The organism is Terrabacter sp. BE26 (genome assembly GCF_041941675.1).
GTDB lineage: Bacteria > Actinomycetota > Actinomycetes > Actinomycetales > Dermatophilaceae > Terrabacter.
In genome coordinates, this window is the sequence record NZ_CP090122.1 from 1636026 (window position 1) to 1659834 (window position 23809).

Annotated in this window: 27 protein-coding genes and 1 pseudogene; 16 read left to right on the forward strand and 12 right to left on the reverse strand. The window is 72.3% G+C overall.

What is annotated here, in order from left to right:
* Positions 1–50: 50 nt before the first annotated feature.
* The 3 genes from LQK93_RS07620 to LQK93_RS07630 all read left to right on the forward strand — a co-directional run bounded on the left by LQK93_RS07620 (position 51) and on the right by LQK93_RS07630 (position 1974).
* The gene (locus LQK93_RS07620; protein ID WP_374970938.1) at positions 51–446 is read left to right on the forward strand and encodes a DUF2237 family protein; all 396 of its coding nucleotides are present in this window, start codon (positions 51–53) and stop codon (positions 444–446) included.
* On the forward strand, positions 443–1165 hold the full coding sequence (locus LQK93_RS07625) for a pentapeptide repeat-containing protein (RefSeq protein WP_374970939.1): 723 nt from the start codon (positions 443–445) through the stop codon (positions 1163–1165). Before LQK93_RS07620 ends, LQK93_RS07625 begins: the two co-directional genes overlap by 4 nt.
* A gap of 95 nt (positions 1166–1260) precedes the next feature.
* Positions 1261–1974: a hypothetical protein gene (locus LQK93_RS07630; protein ID WP_374970940.1), complete on the forward strand. Its 714-nt coding sequence runs from the start codon at positions 1261–1263 to the stop codon at positions 1972–1974.
* 5 nt (positions 1975–1979) lie between these two features.
* Here the strand turns inward: LQK93_RS07630 and LQK93_RS07635 are convergent, their stop codons facing one another.
* Positions 1980–2963, reverse strand: coding sequence for a DUF389 domain-containing protein (locus tag LQK93_RS07635; protein WP_374970941.1), 984 nt, complete (start codon positions 2961–2963; stop codon positions 1980–1982).
* A gap of 204 nt (positions 2964–3167) precedes the next feature.
* On the opposite strand from LQK93_RS07635, the gene LQK93_RS07640 reads away from it, so the two are divergent.
* The 5 genes and pseudogenes from LQK93_RS07640 to LQK93_RS07660 all read left to right on the forward strand — a co-directional run bounded on the left by LQK93_RS07640 (position 3168) and on the right by LQK93_RS07660 (position 7219).
* Complete coding sequence (locus LQK93_RS07640) at positions 3168–4091, forward strand: cation diffusion facilitator family transporter (RefSeq protein WP_374970942.1); 924 nt, start codon at positions 3168–3170, stop codon at positions 4089–4091.
* A gap of 304 nt (positions 4092–4395) precedes the next feature.
* Positions 4396–5439: a GTP pyrophosphokinase family protein gene (locus tag LQK93_RS07645; protein WP_374970943.1), complete on the forward strand. Its 1044-nt coding sequence runs from the start codon at positions 4396–4398 to the stop codon at positions 5437–5439.
* A gap of 131 nt (positions 5440–5570) precedes the next feature.
* The gene (locus tag LQK93_RS07650; RefSeq protein ID WP_374970944.1) at positions 5571–5948 is read left to right on the forward strand and encodes a YciI family protein; all 378 of its coding nucleotides are present in this window, start codon (positions 5571–5573) and stop codon (positions 5946–5948) included.
* Positions 5949–6335: 387 nt separating this feature from the next.
* Positions 6336–6389, forward strand: a pseudogene (locus LQK93_RS07655) (hypothetical protein); the annotation flags it as partial.
* Positions 6390–6532: 143 nt separating this feature from the next.
* A complete protein-coding gene (locus LQK93_RS07660) occupies positions 6533–7219 on the forward strand; it encodes a DUF6596 domain-containing protein (protein ID WP_374970945.1) in 687 nt (228 codons plus the stop codon).
* Here the strand turns inward: LQK93_RS07660 and LQK93_RS07665 are convergent.
* Positions 7206–7748 (reverse strand): DinB family protein, encoded by a 543-nt coding sequence (locus LQK93_RS07665; RefSeq protein ID WP_374970946.1) that lies wholly within the window; start codon positions 7746–7748, stop codon positions 7206–7208. The genes LQK93_RS07660 and LQK93_RS07665 overlap by 14 nt on opposite strands.
* Positions 7749–7818: 70 nt before the next feature.
* Here LQK93_RS07665 and LQK93_RS07670 point away from each other — a divergent pair, with 70 nt between their 5' ends.
* From LQK93_RS07670 to LQK93_RS07680, 3 genes are read left to right on the forward strand one after another with little or no spacing between them, the layout of a single operon-like run.
* On the forward strand, positions 7819–8454 hold the full coding sequence (locus LQK93_RS07670; RefSeq protein WP_374970947.1) for a LysE family translocator: 636 nt from the start codon (positions 7819–7821) through the stop codon (positions 8452–8454).
* Positions 8455–8498: 44 nt separating this feature from the next.
* Complete coding sequence (locus LQK93_RS07675; protein ID WP_374970948.1) at positions 8499–9950, forward strand: FAD-binding oxidoreductase; 1452 nt, start codon at positions 8499–8501, stop codon at positions 9948–9950.
* On the forward strand, positions 9947–11230 hold the full coding sequence (locus LQK93_RS07680) for a class I SAM-dependent methyltransferase (RefSeq protein WP_374970949.1): 1284 nt from the start codon (positions 9947–9949) through the stop codon (positions 11228–11230). Before LQK93_RS07675 ends, LQK93_RS07680 begins: the two co-directional genes overlap by 4 nt.
* An 82-nt stretch (positions 11231–11312) precedes the next feature.
* Here LQK93_RS07680 and LQK93_RS07685 read toward each other — a convergent pair whose 3' ends face one another.
* From LQK93_RS07685 to LQK93_RS07705, 5 genes are all read right to left on the reverse strand, one after another.
* Positions 11313–11816, reverse strand: a complete 504-nt coding sequence (locus LQK93_RS07685; protein WP_374970950.1) for a hemerythrin domain-containing protein — start codon at positions 11814–11816, stop codon at positions 11313–11315.
* A gap of 64 nt (positions 11817–11880) precedes the next feature.
* Positions 11881–12141, reverse strand: a complete 261-nt coding sequence (locus LQK93_RS07690; RefSeq protein ID WP_374970951.1) for a metal-sensitive transcriptional regulator — start codon at positions 12139–12141, stop codon at positions 11881–11883.
* Positions 12142–12245: 104 nt separating this feature from the next.
* Positions 12246–14528, reverse strand: a complete 2283-nt coding sequence (locus LQK93_RS07695; RefSeq protein WP_374970952.1) for an ATP-binding cassette domain-containing protein — start codon at positions 14526–14528, stop codon at positions 12246–12248.
* Entirely contained in the window at positions 14525–15820 is a 1296-nt protein-coding gene (locus tag LQK93_RS07700; RefSeq protein ID WP_374970953.1) for a substrate-binding domain-containing protein, read from the reverse strand. The genes LQK93_RS07695 and LQK93_RS07700 overlap by 4 nt, the downstream gene beginning before the upstream one ends.
* Before the next feature lie 378 nt (positions 15821–16198).
* Positions 16199–16534 carry a YnfA family protein gene (locus LQK93_RS07705; RefSeq protein WP_374971470.1) on the reverse strand — a complete coding sequence of 112 codons (336 nt, stop codon included), beginning with the start codon at positions 16532–16534 and terminating at the stop codon, positions 16199–16201.
* Between the two features lie 174 nt (positions 16535–16708).
* On the opposite strand from LQK93_RS07705, the gene LQK93_RS07710 reads away from it, so the two are divergent.
* Together LQK93_RS07710 and LQK93_RS07715 are read left to right on the forward strand one after the other, a co-directional pair.
* The gene (locus LQK93_RS07710; protein WP_374971471.1) at positions 16709–16918 is read left to right on the forward strand and encodes a helix-turn-helix domain-containing protein; all 210 of its coding nucleotides are present in this window, start codon (positions 16709–16711) and stop codon (positions 16916–16918) included.
* A 76-nt stretch (positions 16919–16994) separates the two neighbouring features.
* The gene (locus LQK93_RS07715; protein WP_374970954.1) at positions 16995–17372 is read left to right on the forward strand and encodes a YciI family protein; all 378 of its coding nucleotides are present in this window, start codon (positions 16995–16997) and stop codon (positions 17370–17372) included.
* Between the two features lie 184 nt (positions 17373–17556).
* On the opposite strand, the gene LQK93_RS07720 is transcribed toward LQK93_RS07715, so the two are convergent.
* On the reverse strand, positions 17557–18177 hold the full coding sequence (locus LQK93_RS07720) for a class I SAM-dependent methyltransferase (RefSeq protein WP_374970955.1): 621 nt from the start codon (positions 18175–18177) through the stop codon (positions 17557–17559).
* A 134-nt stretch (positions 18178–18311) separates the two neighbouring features.
* Here LQK93_RS07720 and LQK93_RS07725 point away from each other — a divergent pair, with 134 nt between their 5' ends.
* Entirely contained in the window at positions 18312–18833 is a 522-nt protein-coding gene (locus LQK93_RS07725; protein WP_374970956.1) for a flavodoxin family protein, read from the forward strand.
* Between the two features lie 39 nt (positions 18834–18872).
* Here LQK93_RS07725 and LQK93_RS07730 read toward each other — a convergent pair whose 3' ends face one another.
* The 3 genes from LQK93_RS07730 to LQK93_RS07740 all read right to left on the reverse strand — a co-directional run bounded on the left by LQK93_RS07730 (position 18873) and on the right by LQK93_RS07740 (position 20712).
* Complete coding sequence (locus LQK93_RS07730) at positions 18873–19793, reverse strand: alpha/beta fold hydrolase (RefSeq protein ID WP_374970957.1); 921 nt, start codon at positions 19791–19793, stop codon at positions 18873–18875.
* Positions 19794–19831: 38 nt separating this feature from the next.
* Positions 19832–20212 (reverse strand): YciI family protein, encoded by a 381-nt coding sequence (locus tag LQK93_RS07735; protein ID WP_374970958.1) that lies wholly within the window; start codon positions 20210–20212, stop codon positions 19832–19834.
* Between the two features lie 110 nt (positions 20213–20322).
* On the reverse strand, positions 20323–20712 hold the full coding sequence (locus LQK93_RS07740; protein ID WP_374970959.1) for a VOC family protein: 390 nt from the start codon (positions 20710–20712) through the stop codon (positions 20323–20325).
* Positions 20713–20783: 71 nt separating this feature from the next.
* Between LQK93_RS07740 and LQK93_RS07745 the strand changes: the two genes are divergently transcribed.
* Positions 20784–21572, forward strand: a complete 789-nt coding sequence (locus LQK93_RS07745; protein ID WP_374970960.1) for an HAD-IIA family hydrolase — start codon at positions 20784–20786, stop codon at positions 21570–21572.
* A 4-nt stretch (positions 21573–21576) separates the two neighbouring features.
* Here the strand turns inward: LQK93_RS07745 and LQK93_RS07750 are convergent, their stop codons facing one another.
* Entirely contained in the window at positions 21577–22080 is a 504-nt protein-coding gene (locus tag LQK93_RS07750) for a DUF1992 domain-containing protein (RefSeq protein ID WP_374970961.1), read from the reverse strand.
* Between the two features lie 152 nt (positions 22081–22232).
* Here LQK93_RS07750 and LQK93_RS07755 point away from each other — a divergent pair, with 152 nt between their 5' ends.
* Positions 22233–23762 (forward strand): DUF222 domain-containing protein, encoded by a 1530-nt coding sequence (locus LQK93_RS07755; protein ID WP_374970962.1) that lies wholly within the window; start codon positions 22233–22235, stop codon positions 23760–23762.
* Positions 23763–23809: the final 47 nt, after the last annotated feature.

The window sequence follows — 23809 nt, forward strand, 5'->3', positions numbered from 1 at the left end:
CTGCCATCGCTGCCATCGCCGCCGACTGCCCCGGCCACTAGGTTGGGCGCATGACAGCGGGTGAGCGCAACGTGCTGGGTGGGCACCTGCAGTCCTGCGGCACCGACCCGCTCACCGGCTTCTACCGCGACGGCTACTGCACGACGGGTCCCGAGGACCGGGGAAGCCACACCATCTGTGTCGTGGCCACCCGGGAGTTCCTCGAGCACCAGCGCGGGGTCGGCAACGACCTGGTGACGCCGCGCCCCGAGTGGCGCTTCCCGGGCCTCACCCCCGGCGACCGCTGGTGCGTCGTGGCCCAGCGCTGGCTGCAGTCCCATCAGGACGGTGCGGCCGCACCGGTCGTCCTGGCCGCCACCCACGAGCGCGCGCTCGAGGTCGTTCCCCTGCAGCTGCTGCAGGCGTACGCCGCCGACATCCCCGACGACCCCCGCTCGCTGCTGTGAGGAGCCTGCAGGCCGACTGCTCGCAGTGCTTCGGCCTGTGCTGCGTCGCCCTGCCGTTCGCGCGTTCGGCCGACTTCCCGGTGGACAAGGCGGCGGGCGAGCCGTGCCGCAACCTGCTGGCGGACCACCGCTGCGGCATCCACCACCGCCTCGCGCAGGACGGCTGGCGCGGCTGCGTGACCTTCGACTGCTTCGGCGCGGGGCAGCAGGTCTCCCAGGTGACCTTCGGGGGTGTCTCCTGGCGGGAGGCGCCCGACACCGCCCCGAGCATGTATGCCGTCCTGCCCGTCATGCGTCAGCTGCACGAGATGCTCGCCCACCTCCAGGACGCCCTCGCGCTGGAGCCGGGCGCTGCGCTGCGCGCCGACCTCTCCGACGCGCTCGCCGAGGTCGAGGCCGCCACTGGCGGCACCCCTGACCAGGTCCTCGCCGTCGACCTCGCCGCGCTGCGCTCGCGCGTGGGCGGCCTGCTCCGTGACGTCAGCGCGAGCGAGCGGGCGCGGCGCAGGAGGCGTGCCGGCATACCCACGCCCCCGCGGCGGCTGCGCGCGGGCGCCGATCTCGCTGGTGCCGACCTGCGGGGCCGCGACCTGCGGACCGCGGACCTGCGCTGGGCCGATCTGCTCGGCGCCGACCTGCGCGATGCCGACCTGCGCGGGGCACGGCTCGACGGCGCCCTCTTCCTGACCCGACCGCAGCTGGCTGCCGCGCGCACCTGAGCACGGCCGGCCGGGCCATTCGCGCGTTAGCGCACCGCGGCGGCGAGCCGGCACGCACAATCGAGGCACCAACTCGTCGAGCACCGGAGTGCACCGTGCGCCGAGCCCGCGCCACCAGCACCACCAGGGCCAGCAGCGCCACCAGCGCCACCAGCGCCACCAGCGTCGTGGTGGTGGGTGTGCTGGGCCTGCTCGCCGCGGCCCTCGCCGGGTGCTCCTCGGGCGAGCCGCAGGTCGAGCTGAGCCAGGTGGGCGCCGCCACGGGCACCCCGGTGCCGACGCAGACCGTGACCGTCACACAGGTCGAGACCCGCACCGTCACGGCGACGACCACCCGGGTGCAGACGGCCACGGTGACGGTCTCGCCCACGGTCACGGTGACCGCGCTGCCGCACCCGACCCTGACGACGAGCGCCGTCTTCAACCGGCCCGCCGCGCAGGCCGACTACGGCAACCTGGTGGGCGACGTGGGCGTGCTCGACCGGATGACGTTGTCGGGCAACGCCGCGGCCCTGCAGCTCGACCTGCTCGGCCAGCACCTGAGCGGGCTCGCGGCCAACGGGCCGCCGCCCGGGCTCGATCCCCCCAGCTACTACGGGCGGCTCTACTCCCTCGGCCTCTTCGCCCGCGCCGCCTCCGACGAGGCCCAGGCCGGCTCACCGGTGGCCGCGAGCCGTTACACCGTGATCCGGCAGGAGACCGGCGTGCTCCTCTCCCTGGTCGACGGTGCCCTCTCGACGAGGTTCGTGCTTCCCCCACCCGCACCCCGGGTGACGAGCCCTGCCGCGCCTTCCTCGACGGCGCGCTGAGCACTTCAGCGCGACGCTGCGCGCTCGGTGTGGATCCGCTGCGCGAGACGGGACTGCGAACGCCGCCGCACCGGCACGCGCGACCACACCGCCTGCTGCAGGGCCAGGGTCAGCCAGCCCGCCAGGGCCATGCCGACGATGTTGAGGACGAGCTGCAGGCCGCTGCCGCGCACCTCATGCCACGCGCCGAAGGCGAGCCCGAGCGCGACGTTGCCGGCCGCCGGGATCGTGGTGACGGAGATGAACACGCCGCTGAGGCCCCCGATCTTGGACGAGGTCAACGAGAGCACGCCCGCGGCCGCTGCGAGGACCGCGACGATGAACGACCACTTGTCCGGGCTGTAGATGAAGCCGGTGCTGGGCCGGCTCCCGGTGAGGTCGTGCAGCGTGACCCAGCCGAGCGCGCGGGCGATGAGTGCGGCGAGGCACGTGACGACGATCGCCACGCCGAAGCCGACGACCAGCGATCGCGCTGCGACGCCGAGGAGCAGGTGTCGGCGCCGCACCAGCGCCACTCCCAGGGCCGCAATGGCCCCGAACTCGGGCCCCAGCACCATGGCGCCGATGACCAGGATCTGCGAGTCGAGCACGATGGCGATGCCGGCGATGAGCGTCGCGAGCGTCATGAACGACAGGAAGGTCCAGTTGAGCTCGCTGTCCTCGTAGGACCGTTGGGCCACCTCTGCCCAGACGACGGCGTCGGCGCTGCTGCCCGGGGTCTGCTCCTCCGCCTCCAGGCCCGGCCGCGAGATCCACGTGGGCACCGGCTCGAGCTGCACCGAGCCCTGCTCGTGGGCCCCGAGGTCCCGGAGGCGGTCGACGAGCTCGTTCACGCCCTCTCTCGCGACGTCGGCGTGCACCACGTCACCGACGGGACGGAGCGCCGCTCCGCGCAGGACGGAGAGCGTGCTCACGGCCGTGGAGTCGGCGAGCAGCTGGGTCACCCGCTCGGTCAGGGCACTCGGGACGGTGACGGTGAGGCGCAGCATGCCGCACAGTCTGCCGCCCGTTCGACGCAACGCCACTCGGTTGACTCCGGCGCCTGCGCGTCCGATCGTGACAACTGCACGGTCCTTCGGTGAAGGGATGTCCATGAGCTGTGTCAGCGGACCCGGCGGATGCCTGACCCGCAGCATCCACCCGGATACAGTCGCGCTCGCGACGGCCGGCGCTCCGGGGACCGAGGTGCTCTCGTGAGTCACGGGGCCTCGCAAGGGCACTCCCACAGCGCTGCCGCTGCCCACGCCGGCGGGCGCCACCGCTGGCGGCTGGGCGTCGCCTTCGGGCTCGTCGCGGCGTTCTTCGTCGTGGAGCTCGTGGCCGGGCTGCTGGCCGACTCGCTGGCGCTGCTCTCGGACGCGGGGCACATGGCGGCCGACGTCGTGACCCTCGGGGCGGCGCTGGTCGCCACGCGGATCGCCACGCGTGCTGACAGGACCGGCCGCCGCACCTTCGGCTCCTACCGCGCGGAGGTCTTCGCCTCGGGCCTTGCCGTGCTGCTGATGCTGGGGGTGGCCGTCTATATCGTCGTCGAGGCCCTCGGTCGCATCGGGACCCATCCGGAGATCGCCTCGGGCACCATGCTCGTCGTGGGCGTCATCGGCCTCGTGGTCAGCCTCGTCGCCCTGGTCATGCTGCGCGGTGGTGCCGGCGAGAGCCTCAACGTCAAGGGCGCCTACCTCGAGGTCGTCGCCGACGCCGTCGGCTCCGTCGGCGTCATCGCTGCGGCCCTGCTGGTGCGGGCGACCGGTAGCGCCTGGTGGGACACCGTGGTCGCGCTCGCCATCGCCGTCTTCGTGGCCGTGCGTGCTGTCGGGCTCGGGCGTGAGGTGCTGGCCGTGCTGGGACAGCACGCACCGCCGGGCATAGACCCCGCCGAGCTCGACCGGGCCCTCGGCGAGGTGCCGGGCGTCACCGAGGTCCACGACCTGCACGTGTGGACCCTGACGTCGGGCATGGACGTCGCCACCGCCCACCTGGTGGTGGCAGCCGGAGACGCCGGGCACGACGTGCTCGAACAGGCGAGCGGCATGCTGCGCGAACGCTTCCACGTCGCCCACGCGACGCTGCAGGTCGAGACCACAGACCGCTCGGAGTGCCGCGGCGCCGACTGGTGAGCACGGGGGCCCGGCGTCCGTCTTCGCCGGCGAGCGCCCCGCACGAACTGGCGCGCCCCTCCGTCTTCGCTGGCGAGCGCCCGCACAATCTGGCCGGCCCCCTCCGTCTCCCCATGTCCGCCGCACCTACCTCGGCCTGGTCGACGCAGCACTGCGCGCCTTCCCCGCCCACGCCGCCGTCGGCCCCCACATCCCGACGTGGTGGGGCGTACGCAACGGGTGGGGAGCCTGCGACCGCGAGGACCTGTGGTGGTTCCGGGACCACCGTTCACCACCGGTGCTGAGACCACGGCAGGATGGCCGCATGGCCGACAGCAAGGGTGAAGGGGCGACCGACGAGGCGACGACGCCGCCGCCGACCGAGATCAGCGAGGCGGCGACGGCATACGCCGCGGTGCGTCCCGAGCTCGAGGTGGCGACGGGACTGTTCGTCGAGATGGTCACCGGGCTGCTCGACGACGCGGGCATCAACTACCTCAGCGTGACGGGCCGCACCAAGACCGTCGCCTCGTTCGCCGCCAAGGCCGAGCGCCTCCGCGACGGCCAGCTGCTCTACCCCGAGCCGCTGACCGACATCACCGACCAGATCGGCGTCCGGGTCATCACCTACGTCCACGACGACGTCGCGGCCGTGGCAGAGCTGCTGGGCGAGGAGCTCGCCGTCCTCGACGACCGGGACCTGGGCCTCGAGACCGCGCGCGCCGGCCGGTTCGGCTACGCCAGCCGGCACCTGCTGCTCTCCGTCGACGCGAGCCGCACGGTGCCCACGGCCTACCAGTCGCTGCGCCGCCTGAGTGCCTCGGTGCAGATCCGCACGGTGCTGCAGCACGCCTGGGCCGAGTTCGAGCACGACATCCGCTACAAGGGCACCATCCCCGAGGAGCACGCCCATGAGCTGGACCGCCGGTTCACCCTCGCCGCCGGGCTCATCGAGCTGGCCGACCGCGAGTTCTCCGCGATCCGGGACCGGCTCCAGATGGCGGTGCCGCCGACCCTCGCCGCCCCCGCCGAGCACGACCCGCGGATCAGCTCACAGGACCTCGCGAAGTTCCTCGCATCGCGCTACGCCGGCGCCGGCTGGGCCCGCACCGACCACTACACCTGGGTCTCCGGCCTGCTGCTCGAGCTGGGCATCACCTCGGTCGACGCCCTCGAGGCGGTGATCGCACCCGTCGACGGCGCCGACCTGATCGAGCGCATGGGCTACAAGTACCCGCCCGGTGCGGTGCGCCGCCTCGACGACGCCCTCCTGGCCACCTTCGGCACGCGCTACCTCGAGCTCGAGGGCAACGCCCACCGCCGCGCCTCCCTCGAGGCCCGCCTCGAGCGCCTCGGGGGCGCCTCCTGAGCGTCGCCCTCCGAGACAGCACCCGGAAGTTGTCGATTCCTCGGGCGTGAGTTCGTCACGATGGTGTGGCGAGGGTCGCCACGTGCGGCAGGCCTCGAGGCCGCCCGCACCCGTTCGAGAAGGAGCCGACCATGGCTGACACGTACGCCTACCTGATCCACGAGCCCGACTGGGACTCCGACGCCGTCTTCGCCGACCCGGCTGCTGGGGAGACCTCCTTCAAGGAGCACGAGGCGTTCCAGAAGGCGGTCGCCGATCTCGGCGCCCGCATCGTCGGTGGGAGCGCCCTGCAGAGCTCCCGCCACGGAGGCACCGTCAAGCCCGGCGGGGCCGGCCGGCTCGTGGAGGACGCCGTCTACACGGACGGCCCGTTCCCCGACACCTCCGAGGTCATCACCGGCTTCTACCTCGTCGAGGCCGACGACGAGGACACCGCCCGTCGGATCGCCGCCCTGGTGCCCACCGGCGGCCACATCGAGTGGCGCAAGGTCTTCCCGACGGGGATGTGAGTGCCGCTCGGGACGGGTGAGTTCGAGGAGGCGTGGCCGCGCATCGTGCGCGCCCTCGCCTCCTTCACCGGCAGCCTCGACGACGCGGAGGAGTATGCCGCAGAAGCCGTCGCGCGAGCCGCGGCCCACGAGCGCGCCGGTGGGAGTCCCATCGAGTCGTATACCGCCTGGTGCACGTCCGTCGCCAAGCGCGCCTGGCTCGACGACGCCCGGCGGCGCACGGTGGAGAGACGCCTCGCGCCGCAGCTCGCCCGTCCCGAGGCGGAGGCTCGCACCGACCCGTCCGACCACACCGTCATGGACACCGACCTGTCCCGTGAAGGCCTGGACGACCGTCTCGCCCTGCTCTTCGTGGCCTGCGACGAGGCGCTCTCACCCACCTCACGCATGGTGCTGGCACTGCGGGTCGTCTGCGGGCTGACGATTCCCGAGATCGCCGGGCACCTCGGCGTGCAGGAGACTGCTGCGGCGGCTCGGCTGACCCGCGCGAAGCGCGCCCTCGGCGAGGCCCGCGGCGCCTTCCTCGTGCCGCCGCCGGCAGAGCAACAGCGGCGGCTCCCGTCGTGCTCGCCTGTGTCGCAGGCATGTTCACCGTTGCGCACCGCACGGCCCTCGACCCGGCCGACGCCCTCGCCGACACCGGCCGTCAGGCGCTGTCGATCGCCGACGCCCTCGTCGCCGCCTTCCCCCGCGACACCGAGGTCCGCGGCCTGCGCGCGGTCATCCGGCTCGGGCTCGCTCGCCGCCCGGCACGGGTGGACCACACCGGCACGGCCCTCGCCCTCGACGAGGTGGACCGTACTCGCTGGGACCGTGAGCTTCTCGGCGCCGGCCTCGACGACGCCACCCTCGCAGCCGACGGCGACGGCCGCTTCGCCGTCGAGGCGGCGATCGCGGGGCTGCACTCCGTCGCACCCTCCTTCGAGCGCACCGACTGGACGCGGATCGTCCAGCTCTACGGTGCGCTCGAGGAGCGCTGGCCCTCCCCCTCGGTCCGGGTCGCGCGCCTCGTCACCACGGCGCACGCCGTCCTCGCCGGTGAGGCCGGCGCAGGAGCGACGTCGCTGACCGAGGTGGAGCGGGAGCTCACGTCCCTCGAGACGCGCGGACCGGCATACGCCAGCCGTGACGCCGCACTCGCCCTCGCCGACCTCCAGTGGCGCACGGGACGGCGGGAGCACGCGGCCCAGCGCTATCGCGACCTCGCCGAGGTCATCGACGTGGAGCCGTTGCGCCGCTTCTGCCTGCGGCGCGCCCTCACTCCCCCGTGACCCCGTCGATCGCCTCACGGAGGAAGTCGGCGTGGCCGTTGTGACGCGCGTACTCCTCGATCATGTGCAGCAGGATCCACCGGAGCGTGAACGACTGGTTCTCCTTGCGGGAGAGAGTCGCCGACCGGAACTCGAGCCCGCCCTCGGCCAGCGCCGCGTCGATGTCGCGACGCGCCTGCTCGACCGACTCGTCCATCAGCCGGCGCAGCTGCTCCGGGCTGTCGTCCTTCGCCGAGGTCAGCTCCCAGTCGCGGTCCGCGTCCCAGTCGGCGCTCGACCACGGCTCCGGCATCGGGCGTCCGTGCAGCACCTCGCCGAACCAGCTCGCCTCGTTGAGTGCCACGTGCTTGAGCAGGGCGCCCAGGGTCAGCGTCGACGGCGGCAGTGGCTGCGCCAGCTGCTCGGCGGTCAGTCCCGCGGCCTTCATCCGGAGCGTGTCGCGGTGGTAGTCGAGGAAGGCCACGAGGGTGGTCGCCTCGTCGGCGTCGAGCGGCGGGTCCGTGCGGTGCACCGGTGATGGGGTCGTCATGGGACCGACGCTAGTGTCCGAGGCGCGGAAATCGCCTGCCCGTTCCCGGCTCCGGGAGCACACTGGCCCCGTGCCGTCATCGAGCCAGTGGGTCGCCTTCCTCGTCGCGTCGATCCTCTTCATCCAGGTCCCGGGTCCCAGCCTGCTCTTCACCATCGGACGCGCGCTGACCGTGGGCCGGCGTGAGGCGCTGCTGTCGGTCGCCGGGAACGCGATCGGGGTCACCGTCCAGGCGCTCCTCGTCGCCGTCGGTCTCGGTGCGGTCGTCGCGGCGAGCGCCACCGCCTACTCGGTCATCAAGGTCGCCGGCGCCGTCTACGTCATCTGGCTCGGCATCCAGGCGATCCGGCACCGCCGTGAGGCGCGCGAGGCGATGGGTGCGCAGCGAGCACCCCTGTCGCCGAAGCGAGGTCATGCGTTGCGCGTCGGCGTGGTCGTCGGCCTGACGAACCCCAAGACGATTCTCTTCTTCGTCGCCTTCCTCCCGCAGTTCGTCAACACGGGGGCCGGGCACGTCGCCGTGCAGATGGCGCTCCTCGGCGGCCTCTTCGGCGTCATGGCGGTCTGCAGCGACAGCATGTGGGCGCTCCTCGCCGCCCGGGCACGGGAGTGGTTCGCGCGCAAACCCGGTCGGCTCGACACGCTGGGAGCGACCGGCGGCGTCATGATGGTCGGCCTCGGCGCCACCATGCTCGCGACCGAATAGGCCACAGGCCAGCGACCTCCGAGGAGATCTGTTTGACTGCAAGGGTGACAACCCCTCAGGTCGCGTCAGCTGCGGATCGACACGCATCACTCGACCGGGTCCACGAGCACGAGCGCGCGATCGAGCAGGCGAAGAGGGCGTATGCCGCCCTCCCGCCCGACCGCCCCGTGCGGCTGGCCAAGCGCACGTCCAACCTCTTCCGGACCCGCAGCGCCACCGACGCTCCGGGGCTGGACCTGTCGGCCTTCCGCGGCGTCGTCGAGGTGCGACCCGGCCGGAGCGGCGAGCCGGCCACCGCCCTCGTCGGCGGTCTGACCACCTACGAGCAGCTCGTCGACGAGCTGCTGCCCCACGGCTACGTCCCGCTCGTCGTGCCGCAGCTGCGCACCATCACCATCGGCGGCGCGGTCACCGGACTCGGCATCGAGGCCGCGTCGTTCCGCAACGGACTGCCGCACGAGTCGGTGCTGCAGATGCGGATCCTGACCGGCGACGGCGAGGTCGTGACCGCCACGCCGGACGGTGAGCACGCCGACCTCTTCCGCACCTTCCCCAACTCCTACGGCTCGCTCGGCTACGCGCTCGACCTGCTCATCGAGCTGGAGCCGGCCCGGCCCTACGTCGCCCTTCGGCACGTGCGCTTCGACTCGCTCGAGGCGCTCACCGGCGCGGTCGGCGACGTCATGGCCTCGCAGACGTGGGACGGCGACCGTGTCGACTTCCTCGACGGTGTCGTCTTCAGCGCCCGGGAGGCCTACCTCACCCTCGGCCGATGGACGGACACCCTCGAGGGGCAGGCCCGCCCGAGCGACTACACCGGTGAGGAGATCTTCTACCGCTCGATCCAGTCGCGTCGCACCGACGTGCTGACCGCACACGACTACCTGTGGCGCTGGGACACGGACTGGTTCTGGTGCAGCCGCGCCTTCGGCGCCCAGAACCCCACGATCCGCCGGCTCTGGCCTCGCGACCGGCTCCGCAGCGACGTCTACTGGAAGATCGTCGCCTTCGAGAACCGGCACCGCGTCATGGCCCGCATCGACCGGCTCCGCGGCCTGCCCGACCGCGAGCGCGTCGTGCAGGACGTCGAGATCCCGCTCGAGCACACCGCCGAGTTCGTCGAGTGGTTCCTGCGCGAGGTGCCCATCGAGCCCGTGTGGCTGTGCCCGGTGAAGCTGCGGCCGGAGGGGTATGCGGCCGCCGACGACACGCCCTGGCCGCTCTACCCGATGCGCCGTGACGAGCCCTACGTCAACGTCGGGTTCTGGTCCACGGTGGCCATCGAGCCGGGGGCGGTCGACGGTGACGTCAACCGTCGCATCGAGGGGGAGGTGACGAGGCTCGGGGGCCACAAGTCGCTCTACTCCGACGCGTACTACGACGAGACGACCTTCGCCGCACTCTACGGCGGCACCCAGTACGCCCCCGTCAAGCACAGGTACGACCCGAGGGGACGATTCCCCACTCTCTACGAGAAGGCGGTGCAGGCACGATGACGCTCACGGTGGGACAGGCATTCGACCGGGTGTTCGGCCCCGAGGCCCCGGTGCGGGTCATCGCGTACGACGGCTCGGAGGGCGGCAGCCCGGACGGGCTCGTGCTGCGGCTGACCAACGCCGACGCGCTCAACCACATCCTGGCCTCGCCCGGCGACCTCGGCCTGGCCCGCGCCTACCTCAGCGGTGACCTCGTCATCGAGGGGATGGACGAGGCCGACCCGTACGACGTGCTGCGGGTCGTGCGCGACGGGCTCACCCCGCGCCGCCCGGACCGCCGCGACGCCGCGGAGCTGGCCCGCTTCGTGGCGCACCACCGGCCGCACCCGCCGGCCCTGCCAGCGGAGGAGACGCCGAGTCCCCTGCGTCGCCTGGCCCACGGCCTGCGGCACGGGCGTACGCGTGACGCCGACGCGATCTCCCACCACTACGACGTGTCCAACGAGTTCTACGAGCACGTCCTCGGCCCGTCGATGACCTACACGTGCGCCTGCTTCCCCACGGACGAGGCCTCGCTCGAGGAGGCCCAGGCGTACAAGTACGACCTCGTCGCCAGGAAGCTCGGCCTCGAGCCGGGCATGCGCCTACTCGACGTCGGCTGCGGCTGGGGCGGCATGGTGCGCCACGCCGTGAAGCACTACGGCGTCACGGCCCTGGGCGTCACCCTCTCGCGCGAGCAGGCCACCTGGGCCCAGCGGGCGATCGAGGCCGACGGGCTCGGCCACCGGGCGGAGGTGCGACACGGCGACTACCGCGACGTCACCGAGCGCGGCTTCGACGCCATCAGCTCCATCGGCCTGACCGAGCACATCGGCGTCAAGAACTACCCGGACTACTTCCGCTTCCTGCGTGAGCGCCTGCGGGACGAGGGGCGCCTGCTCAACCACTGCATCACCCGGCCGGACAACAAGCACGCGGGCCTGCCCTCGCGCGGGTTCATCAACCGCTTCGTCTTCCCCGACGGGGAGCTGACCGGCAGCGGCGACATCGTGCGCGTCATAGAGGACGAGGGCTTCGAGGTGCGCCACCACGAGAACCTGCGCGAGCACTACGCCCGGACGTGCGCCGCGTGGAACGGCAACCTCTCCAAGCACTGGGACGAGTGCGTCGAGCTCGCCGGCCTCGGCCGCGCCCGGGTGTGGGGCCTCTACCTCGCCGGGTCGCGCCTGGCGTTCGAGCGCAACGAGATCCAGCTGCACCAGGTCCTCGCGTCGCGCACGAGCAGCGAGGGCGTGTCGGGCTTCACGCTCCGGCCGCGCTTCGAGCCGTCCGACGGCTGAGAGCCGGGCGCGCCTGCCTCAGCGGGTCCGACCGTGCCGACCGTGCCGACGTCAGCCGACGTCAGCCGACGTCAGTCGGGTCTCACTCCGACCCGCCGAGGTCGACGTCGTAGGCCTCGTAGACGAGGTCGCCGCCCCGCCGGCGGTGCCGCACGAGCCGGCCGACCAGCACGGTGAGCTCCTCGCGGAAGACCGGGAGGTCGCCGATGGTGCCGCCGTGCTCGAGCACGGTGAGGTAGCCGTGGATCACCTCCCGCAGCTCGCGGTGCTCCGCCACCAGCCGGTCGACCGGGGTGGAGAGGCGGGGGGCGGCGTGGCGCAGCCGCTCGTAGAGGCCGCCCGGGCCCTCCGTCAGGGTGACGTGGTCCTCGAAGTCGTGCGCGAGCTCGGCGAGGGCCGCCCGGACGCGCTCGCGCCACATGCCTCCGCGGGCGATCGGTGCCTCGAGCGCCAGGTCCACCGCCGCGACCGACTCGCGCAGCTCGGACCGGTGCAGCCGCACCCGCTCGAGGTGGACGGCCAGGTCCGCAGCAGTCTCGACCGCCGACACAAGGGGCGGACTGGCTGCATTCGGCTGGACACTCATGGCACGACCTCCGTGCCGTCAATGGTCGCCCCCGGATGCGTGGTTCGTCCAGAGTGCTGGCGTGTCAGGCCAGCGAGAGGAAGAGCTTCTCCATCTCGGCGACGTCCATGGTGTCGCCGTCGGGGTGGGTGATGCACTCTCGCAGCGCGGTGGCGATGACGGCGAAGCCGGCGCGGTCGAGGGCCTTGGAGACGGCGGCGAGCTGCGTGACGATGTCCCTGCAGTCGCGGCCCTCCTCGATCATCCTGACGATGCCGCCGATCTGGCCACGGGCGCGGTTGAGGCGCCGGATGACCGACTGCATCTCGTCCAGGTCGAGCTCCACGGCATCCTCCTGAGGTGTCCGGGTCGGACGCTCAGGATACCCCCGCGCGTATGCCGGGGGTGGGCGTCCCGGCCGCTCGGGCCGTGTGCCGTGGGGCCGGCCCGTCAGCCCTTCGCTGCGCTGCCGCGTCGTGACAGGGAGTCGATCGCCACCGCCGCGATGAGCACGAGGCCCGTGACGATGTACTCCCACTGCACCTCGAGGCCCTGCAGGTACATCCCGTTGTAGATGCCGCCGATCACCAGGCCACCCAGCACCCCTGCGGCAGCCTTTCCCCGGCCGCCGAAGAGCGAGCAGCCGCCGATGACCGCCGCGGCCACCGCGTACAGGACGAGCTGTCCACCGTTGACGTTGTTCGACATCCCGCCGAGGTAGGAGGCGTAGAGCAGGCTCGCGATACCCGCCGTCATCGAGCAGAGCACGAAGGCCCCGGTGCGGATGCGGTCGACCCGGACGCCGGCGCGCCGGGCGGCCTCGACGTTGCCGCCGATGGCATACACGTAGCGGCCGAAGCGGGTGCGCTCCAGCAGAAACGTCCAGGCGCCGAGCACCAGGAGCACGATGAAGATCGCCCACGGCACGCCTTCGAGGGTGCCGAGGGCCGCACGGTTGACGTTGCAGACGATGACGACGACCGCTCCCACCACGGCGAGGAAGCAGATCTTGGCGATCGTCACGCTGCGCGGGGGCGCGACCAGCCCGCTGCGCCGGCGCCGGTTGTCGCGCACGAACTGGCTGAGGCCGATCAGGCCGACGACGACGATCAGCGCGACCCAGCCCTGCAGCGGCGACACCTGGCCCCACATGAGGTCGTAGAGCGCGTGGACGTTCGCCCCTTCGCCGCTGAGGCTGGGGTAGCCGGAGAAGGGACCGAAGGCGAGGACGATGAGCAGTACACCATTGAAGACGAGCAGGCCACCGAGCGTGACGATGAACGAGGCCAGGCGCAGCCGCGTGATCAGGGTGCCCTGGATCGCGCCGATGAGGGCGGTGACCGCGAGCGCCGCGGCGATCGCCGCCCACCACGGCCAGTCGACCGTGGCCGGCTGGACGAGCTGCACCGCGACCACGGCCCCCACCGGCCCGACGTAGCCGATCGACAGGTCGATCTCGCCGAGGAGCAGGGCGAAGATCTCGCCCATCGCGAGCACCATGAAGACGGCGCTCTGCAGGATCAGGTTCACGACGTTGCCCGCGGAGAGGAAGACGTGTCCCGGGCTGATCGCCTGGAACACCACCCCGATGGCGAGCAGCCCCAGCACGACGGGGAGCATCCCGCTCTCACCGCTCCGCAGGCGCAGCGCCACTGCGTGCAGGTACTCCCGCAGCGACTGGGCCACCACCTCCGGGGGGACGAGAGCCTCGGCGACCTCCTCCGCCGCCGTCAGGTCCTCGCCGTTCGCCTCCGTCCCCTCCTCGAGCGCCCCTCCGGTTGTGGCCGGGGACGGCGTCCCTTCGGCAGGCTCGGCGGGCAGCGGGGGTGGGCTCGCCCTCTCGGGCGCCGGTGGTGACCCGACCAACGCCGTGGCCCTGGCCGCCGCCGTGGCCCTGGCCGCCGCCGTGACCCCGACGGTGGTCGCCGCGCGGCGCCCTGACGTCATGAACTCCACCACGCTCTGCCGGTCGAGCTCGGTCGCGTCCTGCTCGGTCACCATGCGCCCGAGGTAGAGCACCGCGATCCGGTCCGCGACGGCGAAGACGTCGTTGAGGTTGTGCGAGACGAGCAGGACGGCGAGCCCGTGGTCGCGCAGCCGCCGGATGAGGGCGAGCACCATGGCCGTCTGGGTGACCCCCAAGGCGGCGGTCGGCTCGTCCATGATGACCAGCCGGGAGTTCCACATCACGGCGCGTGCCACGGCGACGGACTGGCGCTGGCCGCCGGAGAGGGAGGCCACCGGCTGCCGGATCGAGCGCACCGTGGTGACGCCCAGGCCGGCGAGGGTGGTGGCGGCGTCCCGCTCCATGTCGTCCTCGTCCAGGATCCGGTGCCGCACCTTCTCGCGACCCAGGAACATGTTCTGGACGATGTCGAGGTTGTCGGCCAGCGCGAGGTCCTGGTAGACGGTCTCGATGCCCAGGGCGGACGCGTCGCGGGGCGTGTGGATGGGCACCGGCTTGCCCTCCCAGAGGATCACGCCCGAGTCCGGCTGGTGGATGCCGGCGATGCACTTGATGAGCACCGACTTGCCGGCACCGTTGTCGCCGCACAGCGCGGTGACCCGACCTGCCGGGACGTCGAGGTCGACGTGCGACAGGGCCTGCACGGGGCCGAAGCTCTTGGAGAGGCCCCGGACCCGCAGCAGCGGAACGTCCGAGTCGTCGGCCCCGTCGTCGGCCCCGTCGTCGGCCCTGCCGTCGGCCCTGTCGTCGTCCGCGTCGACGCTCACGGGGTGATGCCCACGGCCGAGCAGGCGCTGGCGCCGACGGCCTTGCACAGCGCTGCCGCGACGATGAACTTGTCCCGGATCACGGTGTCGTTCATGTTCGAGCCGACGACCCAGGTCGGGGTCAGCAGCGACGCCGGCTGCGGGGCACCGGACACGCCCGGAGGCGGGTTCGTCACGGCGTTGATCAGGCCCTTGGGCGGCGCCTGACCCGCGCGCAGGAACGTGGCGATGGCAACCGCGTCCTGGGTCTCGAGGTAGATCGGCTTGTAGACCGAGCCGCACTGGTAGCCCTGGAGCACGTTCTCCATTCCCTGGATCGTGGCGTCCTGGCCCGTCGTCGGGACCTTCTTCGGTCCGACGCCCTTGCTCTTCAGCACCGTGACGACGGCGTTGGCCAGGCCGTCGTTGGCCTCGACCGTCGCATTGATCTCCGGGTGGGCGGTGAACTGCTGGGTGAAGATCGTCGCGCCGGTCGCGTTGACCCAGTTGGGCGTGATCTTGTCGCCGACCAGGACCCAGCCCTTGCCGTTCGTGGTGCCCGCGGGCAGGGGCGTCGTGCTCTTGTCCCAGATGACGCTGTTGTAGCCCTGCGCGAAGGAGACGGCGTTCGGGTCGGTGTCCTGGCCACCGTCGAGCTCGAAGACCTTGGGGCTCTTGACTCCCCAGGCGTCGACGCAGGAGACGAACCCCTGCCCGATCAGCTTGCCGACCTTGACGTTGTCGAAGCTGACGTAGTAGGTCTTCGATCCGGCGAACGTGGCCCGGTCGTAGCTGATCAGCGCGACGCCGTGCGAGGCTGCATACGACTGGACCTGCGATCCGACGGTGCTGTTGAGCGGGTCGAAGATCAGCACCGAGGCGCCCTTGGCGATGTCGGCCTGTGCGAGGGCGACCTCCGTCGCGTCGACGCCCTGGGCGTTGTCGATCTTGTACTGCGACGAGTCGTAGCCCGCAGCCTCGAAGGCCTTCTTGAAGAAGGGGGCGTCGAAGTCGACATAGCGCGTCGACGACGTCGTGTCGGGCAGGATGACCCCGACCATCCCCTTGCCGGCCGTGGTCAGGCTCTTCAGCTGTGACATCGCCGAGAAGGCGAGGTCGAACGAGCTGACGCTGACGCCCGAGGCCGCTCCCGCCGACCCACCGGTGCTCGAGCCCATTGGACTGCTCGGCGTCGAGCCGGACGACGCCGGCGTGTTGGTGTTGCCGCACGCCGCCATCCCCAGTGCCACGACGGACATCGAGGCGAGGGCACCCACGATGCGGGCGCGACCGACTGTGTTGCGTACTCTCATGACCGAGCCTCCTTGGCCCATCTGCGAACGCCCTGTGGGGCCGGCCGTCGTCCGGCACCTCGGCCCGGACGGTGCGCGCGGCGGCGATCGGCGTGCAGGGTCGGGCCAAGAGCCTCACAGGCTGCGAGGACGCGCTGCCGTGCCCGTGCGCCGATGCGGCGGCCACGCGGCTGCGCGGGTGGGGGACCCGGAGTCCCCGAGCGGGAGGGGGTGCGCCGCCGTGCCAGCACGTGCCCTTCGCGTGTCGGCGGACCAGCGGCTACCCACGTCCTCGTGGGCACTGGACATCCCACGTTCTCAGGCTAGGTCGCGGCTCGGGCCACGCGACGGCGAATGCGCAAGACCGGCGCGCCGAGCTCCGCGTCGGCCCGTCCCGGCTCAGCCCGAGCGGGGTGCGTACATGATGAGCGCGACGCCGACGAGGCAGACCAGCGCCCCGGCCACGTCCCACCGGTCGGGACGGAAGCCGTCGGCGACCATGCCCCAGAGCAGTGACCCGCCGATGAAGACCCCTCCGTATGCGGCGAGGATGCGCCCGAAGCTCGCGTCCGGTTGCAGCGTGGCGACGAACCCGTAGAGCCCGAGCGCGACGACCCCCGCCCCGACCCACAGCCAGCCCCGGTGCTCGCGCACCCCCTGCCAGACGAGCCAGGCGCCGCCGATCTCGGCGACGGCGGCGAGGACGAAGAGCAGGATCGAGCGGGTGACGGTCACGCGCGCCATCGTCGCACCGTCGCGGCGCCTCCCTCGCGGTGCTCGTCAGAGGTGGCTCGTCAGAGGTCGGACTCAGCCGCACGAATCGTCAACTCGCGTTGACAACGGTGATGACGCGGTATACGGTGTCAACCGAGATTGACGCACGCCGACGGGACCGGAGTGACCATGGAGGTGGAGGACGTGCTGGCACTGGCTCGAGCGACGGGAGACGACGACCCGCGTGCCGCACTGGCCGCTGCACGCGAGCTGCGGCGGGCAGCCGACCGCACCGAGGCAGCAGTGGTGCGCCGCGCCCGCAACCAAGGGCTCGCCTGGGCCGACATCGCCGAGCAGCTCGGTGTCAGCCGGCAGGCGGTGCACAAGAAGTACGGCCGCCGCTGACCCGTGTCGAAACGGCGGTGAGCCGTTCGTTGACAGGGTGGGTGGCGGCGGACCCGCCCACGACCGGAGGAGAACCATGACCGAGTACCTGATCACGTTCAACGACGAGTGGGTGCAGGAGCACACCGAGGAGCAGATCAAGGACAAGGCCGCGGCCGCCCGGGAGGTGCTCGACGACATGCGGGCCGTGGACGCGCTCGTCTTCACCAACGGCGGGCTCGACCGGTCCACGGCCCTCTTCAGCGTCGAGGCGAGGGACGGCGAGCCCGTCTTCAGCGACGGCCCCTACGTCGAGACCAAGGAGCACCTCGGCGGCTTCTGCGTCGTGGACGTCGCCGACGACGAGGCGGCCCGCTACTGGGCTGGTCGGCTGGCGACGGCGCTCGAGTGGCCCCAGGAGGTGCACCGCTTCCGCGGCCCCGGCCAGGTGCGACAGGCCCGACCGGCCGTCTAGACCCGCGCGTCCGGCGCCGGCAGGCACCGCCCGGAGCCTGTGCGTTGGGTCGTCACGCGACCCAGGCCGGCCGCCGGGCCGGTGCGAGTCTCCTGATGACCCAACGCACAGGGGGCGGACCCGAGCGCGGCCACTCGGCGCGACGCGCCGCCCCTGCGTCGGGCTGCTCGCTCGACCCGCCCGCTCAGCCCTCGCGGCGCAGGACAACGACGGTGTCGAGCGCCACGCGCTCGCCGTCCTCCGTCTCGACGGGCCGTCCCCGGATCCCGGACTGCAGGGCCGTGACGGGCAGCCCCTCGGCGCGCTCCAGCACCTCCTCGGGGTCGTAGAGCACGCCCCGCTCGCTCGGGCCGCCCCAGCCGTCGGCGAGGTTGCGCCCGGCGTGGCCGACCACCACCACCCGCCCGCCGGGCCGCACGGCCACGACCGCCTCCCGCAGGGCCTGCCGCCACTCCTCTTCAGGCAGCTGCAGGTAGGAGAGCAGGACGAGGTCGTATGCCGCTGGGCCGCCGGGCGCCGGCTGCGTCGCGTCCGCGACGAGCGGGGTCAGCCGGGCCACGCCATCGCCGAGCCGGTCGGCAGCGAGTGACGCCATCCGCTCGACGGCAACGGCGGAGTAGTCGGCCGCCACGACCGTCCACCCCTGCTGCGCCATCCAGATCGCGTTGCGCCCCTCCCCGGCGGCGACGTCGAGGGCGTGGCCTGGCGTCAGGGGGCCGATGATCTCGGCGACGAAGCGGTTGGGCTCGGCGGACCACACGAGGTCGTGGGCGGCATACCGCTCGTCCCAGTCGCTGGCCTTCATGGCGCTCTCCTCGCTGTCAGGGGCCACCCGACGACGACCCCGATCCCATTGTGGTGGCGTGCCTCTCGTTCGTCACGGAACGGGGAACGAGCTCCGGCGCCGCGCGTAGCGTGGATGACGGAAAGGCAACGAGCATGAAGGTCCTCATCGTCCACGAGTCCCTGTTCGGCAACACCCGCCAGGTGGCGGAGACGATCGCGGAGGGCCTGCGCCAGGGCCTGGCGCCCGAGCTGGGTGAGGTCGCCCTGGTCGATGTGGACCAGGCCCCGACGAGCATCGGCGACGACGTCGGGCTGCTCCTCGTCGGCGGCCCGACGCACGCGTTCAGCATGACCCGACCCCAGACCCGTCAGGAGGCGGCCGCGAAGGGCGCGGCCTCCTCGCGGCAGGGCCTGCGTGAGTGGATCTGGGCGGTCACGCCGCGCGAGAGCCTGCCCGTGGTCACCTTCGACACCCGGGTCCACGTCAGGATGCTGCCCGGCTCCGCTGCTGCTGCAGCCGCCAAGGCATTGCGGCACCGCGGCTTCGACCGGGCCGAACGCGGCGAGACGTTCTGGGTGCGGGACACCGCGGGCCCGGTCGTGGAGGGCGAGCTCGAGCGGGCGCTCCGGTGGGGTGCGGAGCTCGCCACGCGCGTGGCGCACGGCGTCTCCTGAACCCGGTGGTGGTGGCGCGGGCTCCCGCCGACCGGGCGCTCAGGCCAGCGAGTCGAGCCAGGGTCCGAGGTGCCCCAGGACCTGCTGCGGCACCTCGAGCTGGGGCGTGTGCCCGACGCCGTCGAGGAACGCCGTCTGCCACTCGGGGTTGAGCCGTGCGGCCCGGCGCGCCGCTGAGATCGGGACGAGCCGGTCACGCGTGCCGTGCACGAGCAGGACGGGCCGGTCCACCTCGCGGATGATCCGGTCGTAGTCACGGCGTCCGCGCAGCATGCGCAGCAGCGACCGGGCGGCCCCGAGGAACTCGGCCTCCGGGCTGGGCAGCGAGCGGCGCCACGCCGCGAGCTCGACGGAGGCCTCCGTGACGGTGGGGTCGGCGCGCGTGGTGTCCGCGAAGCACAAGGCCAGCGTGCCGTGCACCCGCTGGCGGTCGCTGAAGCGCGAGGTGTAGCGCGTCAGCACGAACTCGCCGACCCGTGGCACGGCATACATGGCGAAGGTCGCGGCCACCTGCGGGTCGGGCCGGGCACCGGCGTTGGGAAGCGCGGGGTCGATGAGCGCCAGGCCGACCACCTGCTCGGGGCGACGGTCGGCGAGCAGCAGGCTGATCATGCCGCCCATCGAGTTGCCCACGAGCACGACCGGCTCGCCGAGGACCTCGTGGACGAAGCGGCTGAGCAGCGCGGCGTTGTGGTTGACGCTGGTGTCGCGCCCCAGCGCCGGCGTCAGGCCGAAGCCGGGCAGGTCGATGGCGACGACCCGGCGCTGTTCGGCGAGCGCCGGTGCGATGCCGACCCAGTTGAGGTACGAGCCGCCGAGCCCGTGGACGAGCACGACCGGCGGCCCGTCGGTGCCGCCGAAGTCGACCCAGTGCACCGGCCCGTCGAGGTCGATGCTGCGGCTGGTGCCGCCCCAGGTCGAGGCCAAGTCCAGGGGCGCCGTGGTCGGCCGCGTGCTCATGACCGCAGGTTATCGCCGGTCACGTGGGGACTCGCGCGTCACCGATCGGTCGGGGCCTGCCCCGGCTCCCCCTCGCCCTGGAAGGGCCGCACCTCCACGGGCAGGCCGGTGGCTCCGGCGATCCGCTCGGCCCAGCCGAGCACGACGTCGTAGTCGTCGGACCGCACGACCGAGATGCCCCCGAGGTGCTCCTTCGCCTCGGCGAACGGGCCGTCCGTGACCACCGCGTCGGTGCCTCCCCGCCGCCTGCGGATCGTCGTGGCGCTCGCCTGCTCACCCAGGCCACCGGCGAAGACCCAGCCGCCGGCGGCGCGGATGTCGGTGTTGACCACCTCCAGGTCGGCCATGACCTGACCGAGGTCGAGGTCCGCGGGCGGTGGCCCGTCGGGTGAGAACAGGCTGATCAGGTACGTCGTCATGGTGGTCTCCTCTCGCCAGTGCCACCCGGCTCCGGCTCTGCTCGGGCCGCACCGGGCGTGCGGCCTCCACCCTGTCCACGATCAGGGCCGGGCCACTTCGACAGTTCGGCTCAGGCGCGCGCTCGCTGCTCGACCAGCCCCAGGAGGTTGCCCTCCGAGTCGGCGACGAAGGCCATCCACTCGTCCGTGCCGGCCGGCCCGAGGGTGTCGTCCTCGTGCCCGAAGATGACGTGCGGCTCGCTGAGCACCTCGACCCCCGCAGCCCGCAGCTGCTCGACCGTGCCGTGAAGGTCGTCGACACGCAGGTAGTGCAGCGCGCTGGGCGCCCCCGGGTCGAGCAGCAGCCGCACGCCGCCGAGGTCGAAGAAGACGAGTCCGGGAGGGTCGTAGGTGGCGAGCGGCTCGGCGCCCAGCAGGTCCCGGTAGAAGGCGGTCGCCCGACCGAGGTCGTCGGCGTGCTGGCCGATCTGGACGAGTCCGTGTGCCATCCGCTGTCCCATCCATCGACGGTAGCGCCGGGCCGGGCGCGCGCGGAGAGGAAGTCCGAGGCGGGAGCCGACACAATGGGGCCATGACTGATCACCGGCCCGTCGAGACCTGGCTCACCGATATGGACGGGGTCCTGGTGCACGAGGAGGACGCGATCCCCGGCGCCGCCGAGTTCGTCAACGCGCTCAAGGGCTCCGGCAGGCCCTTCCTCGTCCTGACGAACAACTCGATCTTCACGGCTCGCGACCTGCGCGCCCGGTTGCTGATGAGCGGGATCGACGTGCCCGAGGAGGCCATCTGGACGTCAGCACTGGCCACCGCGCAGTTCCTCGCCGAGCAGCGGCCGGGCGGCACGGCATACGTCGTCGGGGAGTCGGGGCTGACGACGGCGTTGCACAAGGTCGGCTACGTCATGACCGACCGTGACCCCGACTACGTCGTCCTCGGCGAGACGCGGACATATTCTTTCGAGGCGATCACCCGCGCGATCCGCTTGATCGAGAAGGGTGCTCGTTTCATCGCGACGAACCCGGACCCGAGCGGCCCGAGCCCCTACGGCACGCTCCCGGCCACCGGCTCGGTCGCCGCCCTGATCTCGACGGCGACCGGCCGGCAGCCGTACTACATCGGCAAGCCCAACCCGCTGATGATGCGCAGCGCCCTCAACCGTCTCGACGCGCACTCCGAGACGACCGTGATGGTCGGCGACCGCATGGACACCGACATCATCAGTGGCCTCGAGGCCGGGCTGCGCACGGTCCTGGTCCTCACCGGGTCGACGAGCCGCGAGCAGGTCGAGCACTTCCCGTACCGTCCCAGCCGGATCGTCGACTCGATCGCCGACCTCAAACCGTATGCGGAGACGACCTGAGCGGTCACCCGCGGCCGAGCAGCCGCCGCCACCACGACGGCTGGGCAGCTAGCTCGGCTGCCCGCGCGGCGGCTCGCTCCTCCCGCGCCCGACGCTGCTGCTCGTCGAGCTCGGCCCGCAGCGGCCGCCAGCGCTCGACCATCTCGTCGACGTCGAGCGTCTTGGCGATGAGCGGTGGCAGGTTGCCGACGGCGGGACGCATCCGGTCGGCTAGGACGCGCGTGTTGTAGTCCTCGATGATCTCGCGGACCTGCGCCTCGGTGCGCACGTCGACGAGCGACTCGGGGTAGCCGGCCGCCTCCTTGCGCAACGCCAGCGGACCCGGCAGCGCGCCGCCGAGGTCGAGGTTCTCGCGGGCCGCGAACCGCTTGACCCACCAGTCCGGGTCGCCCGAGTCGCTGAGGTCGAGCGGCTTGCCGGCGCCCGGCAGGTTGTCGAAGTCGCCACGCTCCTGCGCCTCGCGAATCTGCTTCTCCACGGGGCTCTCCCAGTACGGCTGGCCGGACATGCATCCACGCTAACCGACGCCGGGGCTGGCAAGGGCGTAGGCGGCGGCTGGATCGTGCAGCCCGGGCCGGAGCACACGAGTTCGCTTGCAGCGCAATCGAACTGGTCGCCGCAGGAATAGCGTTGATATTCGAACACCTGTACGATTGAGGCATGGGCCAAGGCACCGCAGAGCAGGTGGAGCAGGACTGGGAGCACGTCGCGTGCCTGGCTGCCGACCTGCACGATGCGCACGCCCGGCTCGTCGATTTCGTGGCCACGGTGCTGGTGGAGGGGTCGTGGCAGGCGGCCGGGCTGCGGTCGCCGGAGCACTGGTTGATGCTGCGTGCGGGGCTCTCACGCGGGCAGGCGGCCGCGGTGCTGCTCGTGGCGCGCCGTGCGTCCGAGCTGCCGGCGACGGCGGCCGCGCTGCGCGAGGGGCGGATCAGCCTGGACCAGGCCGCTGTCGTGGCCCGGCACACCCCGGCGCCGTTCGACGAGACAGTGGCGGAGTTCGCCCAGCACGCCACGGTGACGCAGCTGCAGCGCACCGTGACGCGCTACGACTTCACCCTGCCCGAGCCGACCGTGAATGCCGCCGGCGAGCTCCTCCCCGACACTCCTGGGGCCGCCGACGACCCGGCCGCGCCCTTGAGCGAACAGCCCGAACCGGAGCCCGAGCGTGAGCCGGTCGAGCCGGTCGAGCCGGTCGAGCCGGTGGAGCCGGCACGACTGTCCATGGGCCTCGACGCGGACGGGCGGTTCCGGCTGCGCTACGACGCGCCCGCCGAGGTCGGCGCCCTGGTCGAGGCCGCGCTCGCCGAAGCCAAGGACCACCTGTCCCAGCACCTCAACCCCGACGGTGACGGTGACGGCGTGAGTGACGAGCAGAAGCAGGTGATGGACGGTGACGTCATCGACCCGAGCCGATGTGTCACCGACGGTGGCCGTCCTCGAATCACGTGGGCTGATGCGCTCCACCTGATGGCCACCCGCTCCCTCGACGCAGCCGGCTCGAGCGATTCGGGCGGCGCCGCGCGCAGGGCGCGGTACCGGGTGCAGGTGCACCTGGACACCGACGGCGGCTGGCTCACCGGCCGCCCACGACTGCCACAGCACCTCGTCGACGGCCTGACCTGCGACGGCACCCTGACCCCCGTCTGGGAGACCGACGGGCGCCCCGTCAACGTCGGCCGCACCCAGCGCGTCGTCCCGCACCGCACTCGCGTCCTCGTCCTCGACCGCGACCGCGGCTGCCGCTTCCCCGGCTGCGGCGCCACCTACCACCTCGAGGTCCACCACCTGCTGCACTGGCGCGACGGCGGACCCACCGACGTGACCAACCTCCTCGGGCTGTGCCCGTTCCACCACGACGGACACCACCGCGGCGACTTCACCATCACCGGCGACCCCACCCGCGCCGACGGCCTCGTCTTCGAAACCAAGCACGGTCTGCTCATCGGCCCACCCCAGCCACCACCTCCACCGAGGCCACAGCCGTCCGAGCTCACGCTCGTCACGGATCCCGACACCGGTGCCAGGGCTGGCGAGCAGACCGCATTCGGGTCGGATTCGCGTGGACGCAGTCCGGACATCGACCATCCCCGCAGCCGCACCAGGCCACCCGGACGCCTCGGCCACGCCTACCCCGCCCCCACCGGCGGCCCGCTGCACCTGCACCTCGTCGACTTCACCCCGAGCTGAGGCCGCCTGTCGAGGGAGGCCGCGCCGGAGTCGCCCGGGAATTCACG

Excerpts from the sequence above, each read along its gene's own strand:
- LQK93_RS07620 (WP_374970938.1), top strand. The coding sequence starts at position 51 with ATGACAGCGGGTGAGCGCAACGTGCTGGGTGGGCACCTGCAGTCCTGC.
- LQK93_RS07635 (WP_374970941.1), bottom strand. The coding sequence starts at position 2,963 with ATGCTGCGCCTCACCGTCACCGTCCCGAGTGCCCTGACCGAGCGGGTG.
- LQK93_RS07645 (WP_374970943.1), top strand. The coding sequence starts at position 4,396 with ATGGCCGACAGCAAGGGTGAAGGGGCGACCGACGAGGCGACGACGCCG.
- LQK93_RS07650 (WP_374970944.1), top strand. The coding sequence starts at position 5,571 with ATGGCTGACACGTACGCCTACCTGATCCACGAGCCCGACTGGGACTCC.
- LQK93_RS07660 (WP_374970945.1), top strand. The coding sequence starts at position 6,533 with ATGTTCACCGTTGCGCACCGCACGGCCCTCGACCCGGCCGACGCCCTC.
- LQK93_RS07665 (WP_374970946.1), bottom strand. The coding sequence starts at position 7,748 with ATGACGACCCCATCACCGGTGCACCGCACGGACCCGCCGCTCGACGCC.
- LQK93_RS07680 (WP_374970949.1), top strand. The coding sequence starts at position 9,947 with ATGACGCTCACGGTGGGACAGGCATTCGACCGGGTGTTCGGCCCCGAG.
- LQK93_RS07685 (WP_374970950.1), bottom strand. The coding sequence starts at position 11,816 with ATGAGTGTCCAGCCGAATGCAGCCAGTCCGCCCCTTGTGTCGGCGGTC.
- LQK93_RS07700 (WP_374970953.1), bottom strand. The coding sequence starts at position 15,820 with ATGAGAGTACGCAACACAGTCGGTCGCGCCCGCATCGTGGGTGCCCTC.
- LQK93_RS07715 (WP_374970954.1), top strand. The coding sequence starts at position 16,995 with ATGACCGAGTACCTGATCACGTTCAACGACGAGTGGGTGCAGGAGCAC.
- LQK93_RS07720 (WP_374970955.1), bottom strand. The coding sequence starts at position 18,177 with ATGAAGGCCAGCGACTGGGACGAGCGGTATGCCGCCCACGACCTCGTG.
- LQK93_RS07725 (WP_374970956.1), top strand. The coding sequence starts at position 18,312 with ATGAAGGTCCTCATCGTCCACGAGTCCCTGTTCGGCAACACCCGCCAG.
- LQK93_RS07730 (WP_374970957.1), bottom strand. The coding sequence starts at position 19,793 with ATGAGCACGCGGCCGACCACGGCGCCCCTGGACTTGGCCTCGACCTGG.
- LQK93_RS07735 (WP_374970958.1), bottom strand. The coding sequence starts at position 20,212 with ATGACGACGTACCTGATCAGCCTGTTCTCACCCGACGGGCCACCGCCC.
- LQK93_RS07740 (WP_374970959.1), bottom strand. The coding sequence starts at position 20,712 with ATGGGACAGCGGATGGCACACGGACTCGTCCAGATCGGCCAGCACGCC.
- LQK93_RS07745 (WP_374970960.1), top strand. The coding sequence starts at position 20,784 with ATGACTGATCACCGGCCCGTCGAGACCTGGCTCACCGATATGGACGGG.
- LQK93_RS07750 (WP_374970961.1), bottom strand. The coding sequence starts at position 22,080 with ATGTCCGGCCAGCCGTACTGGGAGAGCCCCGTGGAGAAGCAGATTCGC.
- LQK93_RS07755 (WP_374970962.1), top strand. The coding sequence starts at position 22,233 with ATGGGCCAAGGCACCGCAGAGCAGGTGGAGCAGGACTGGGAGCACGTC.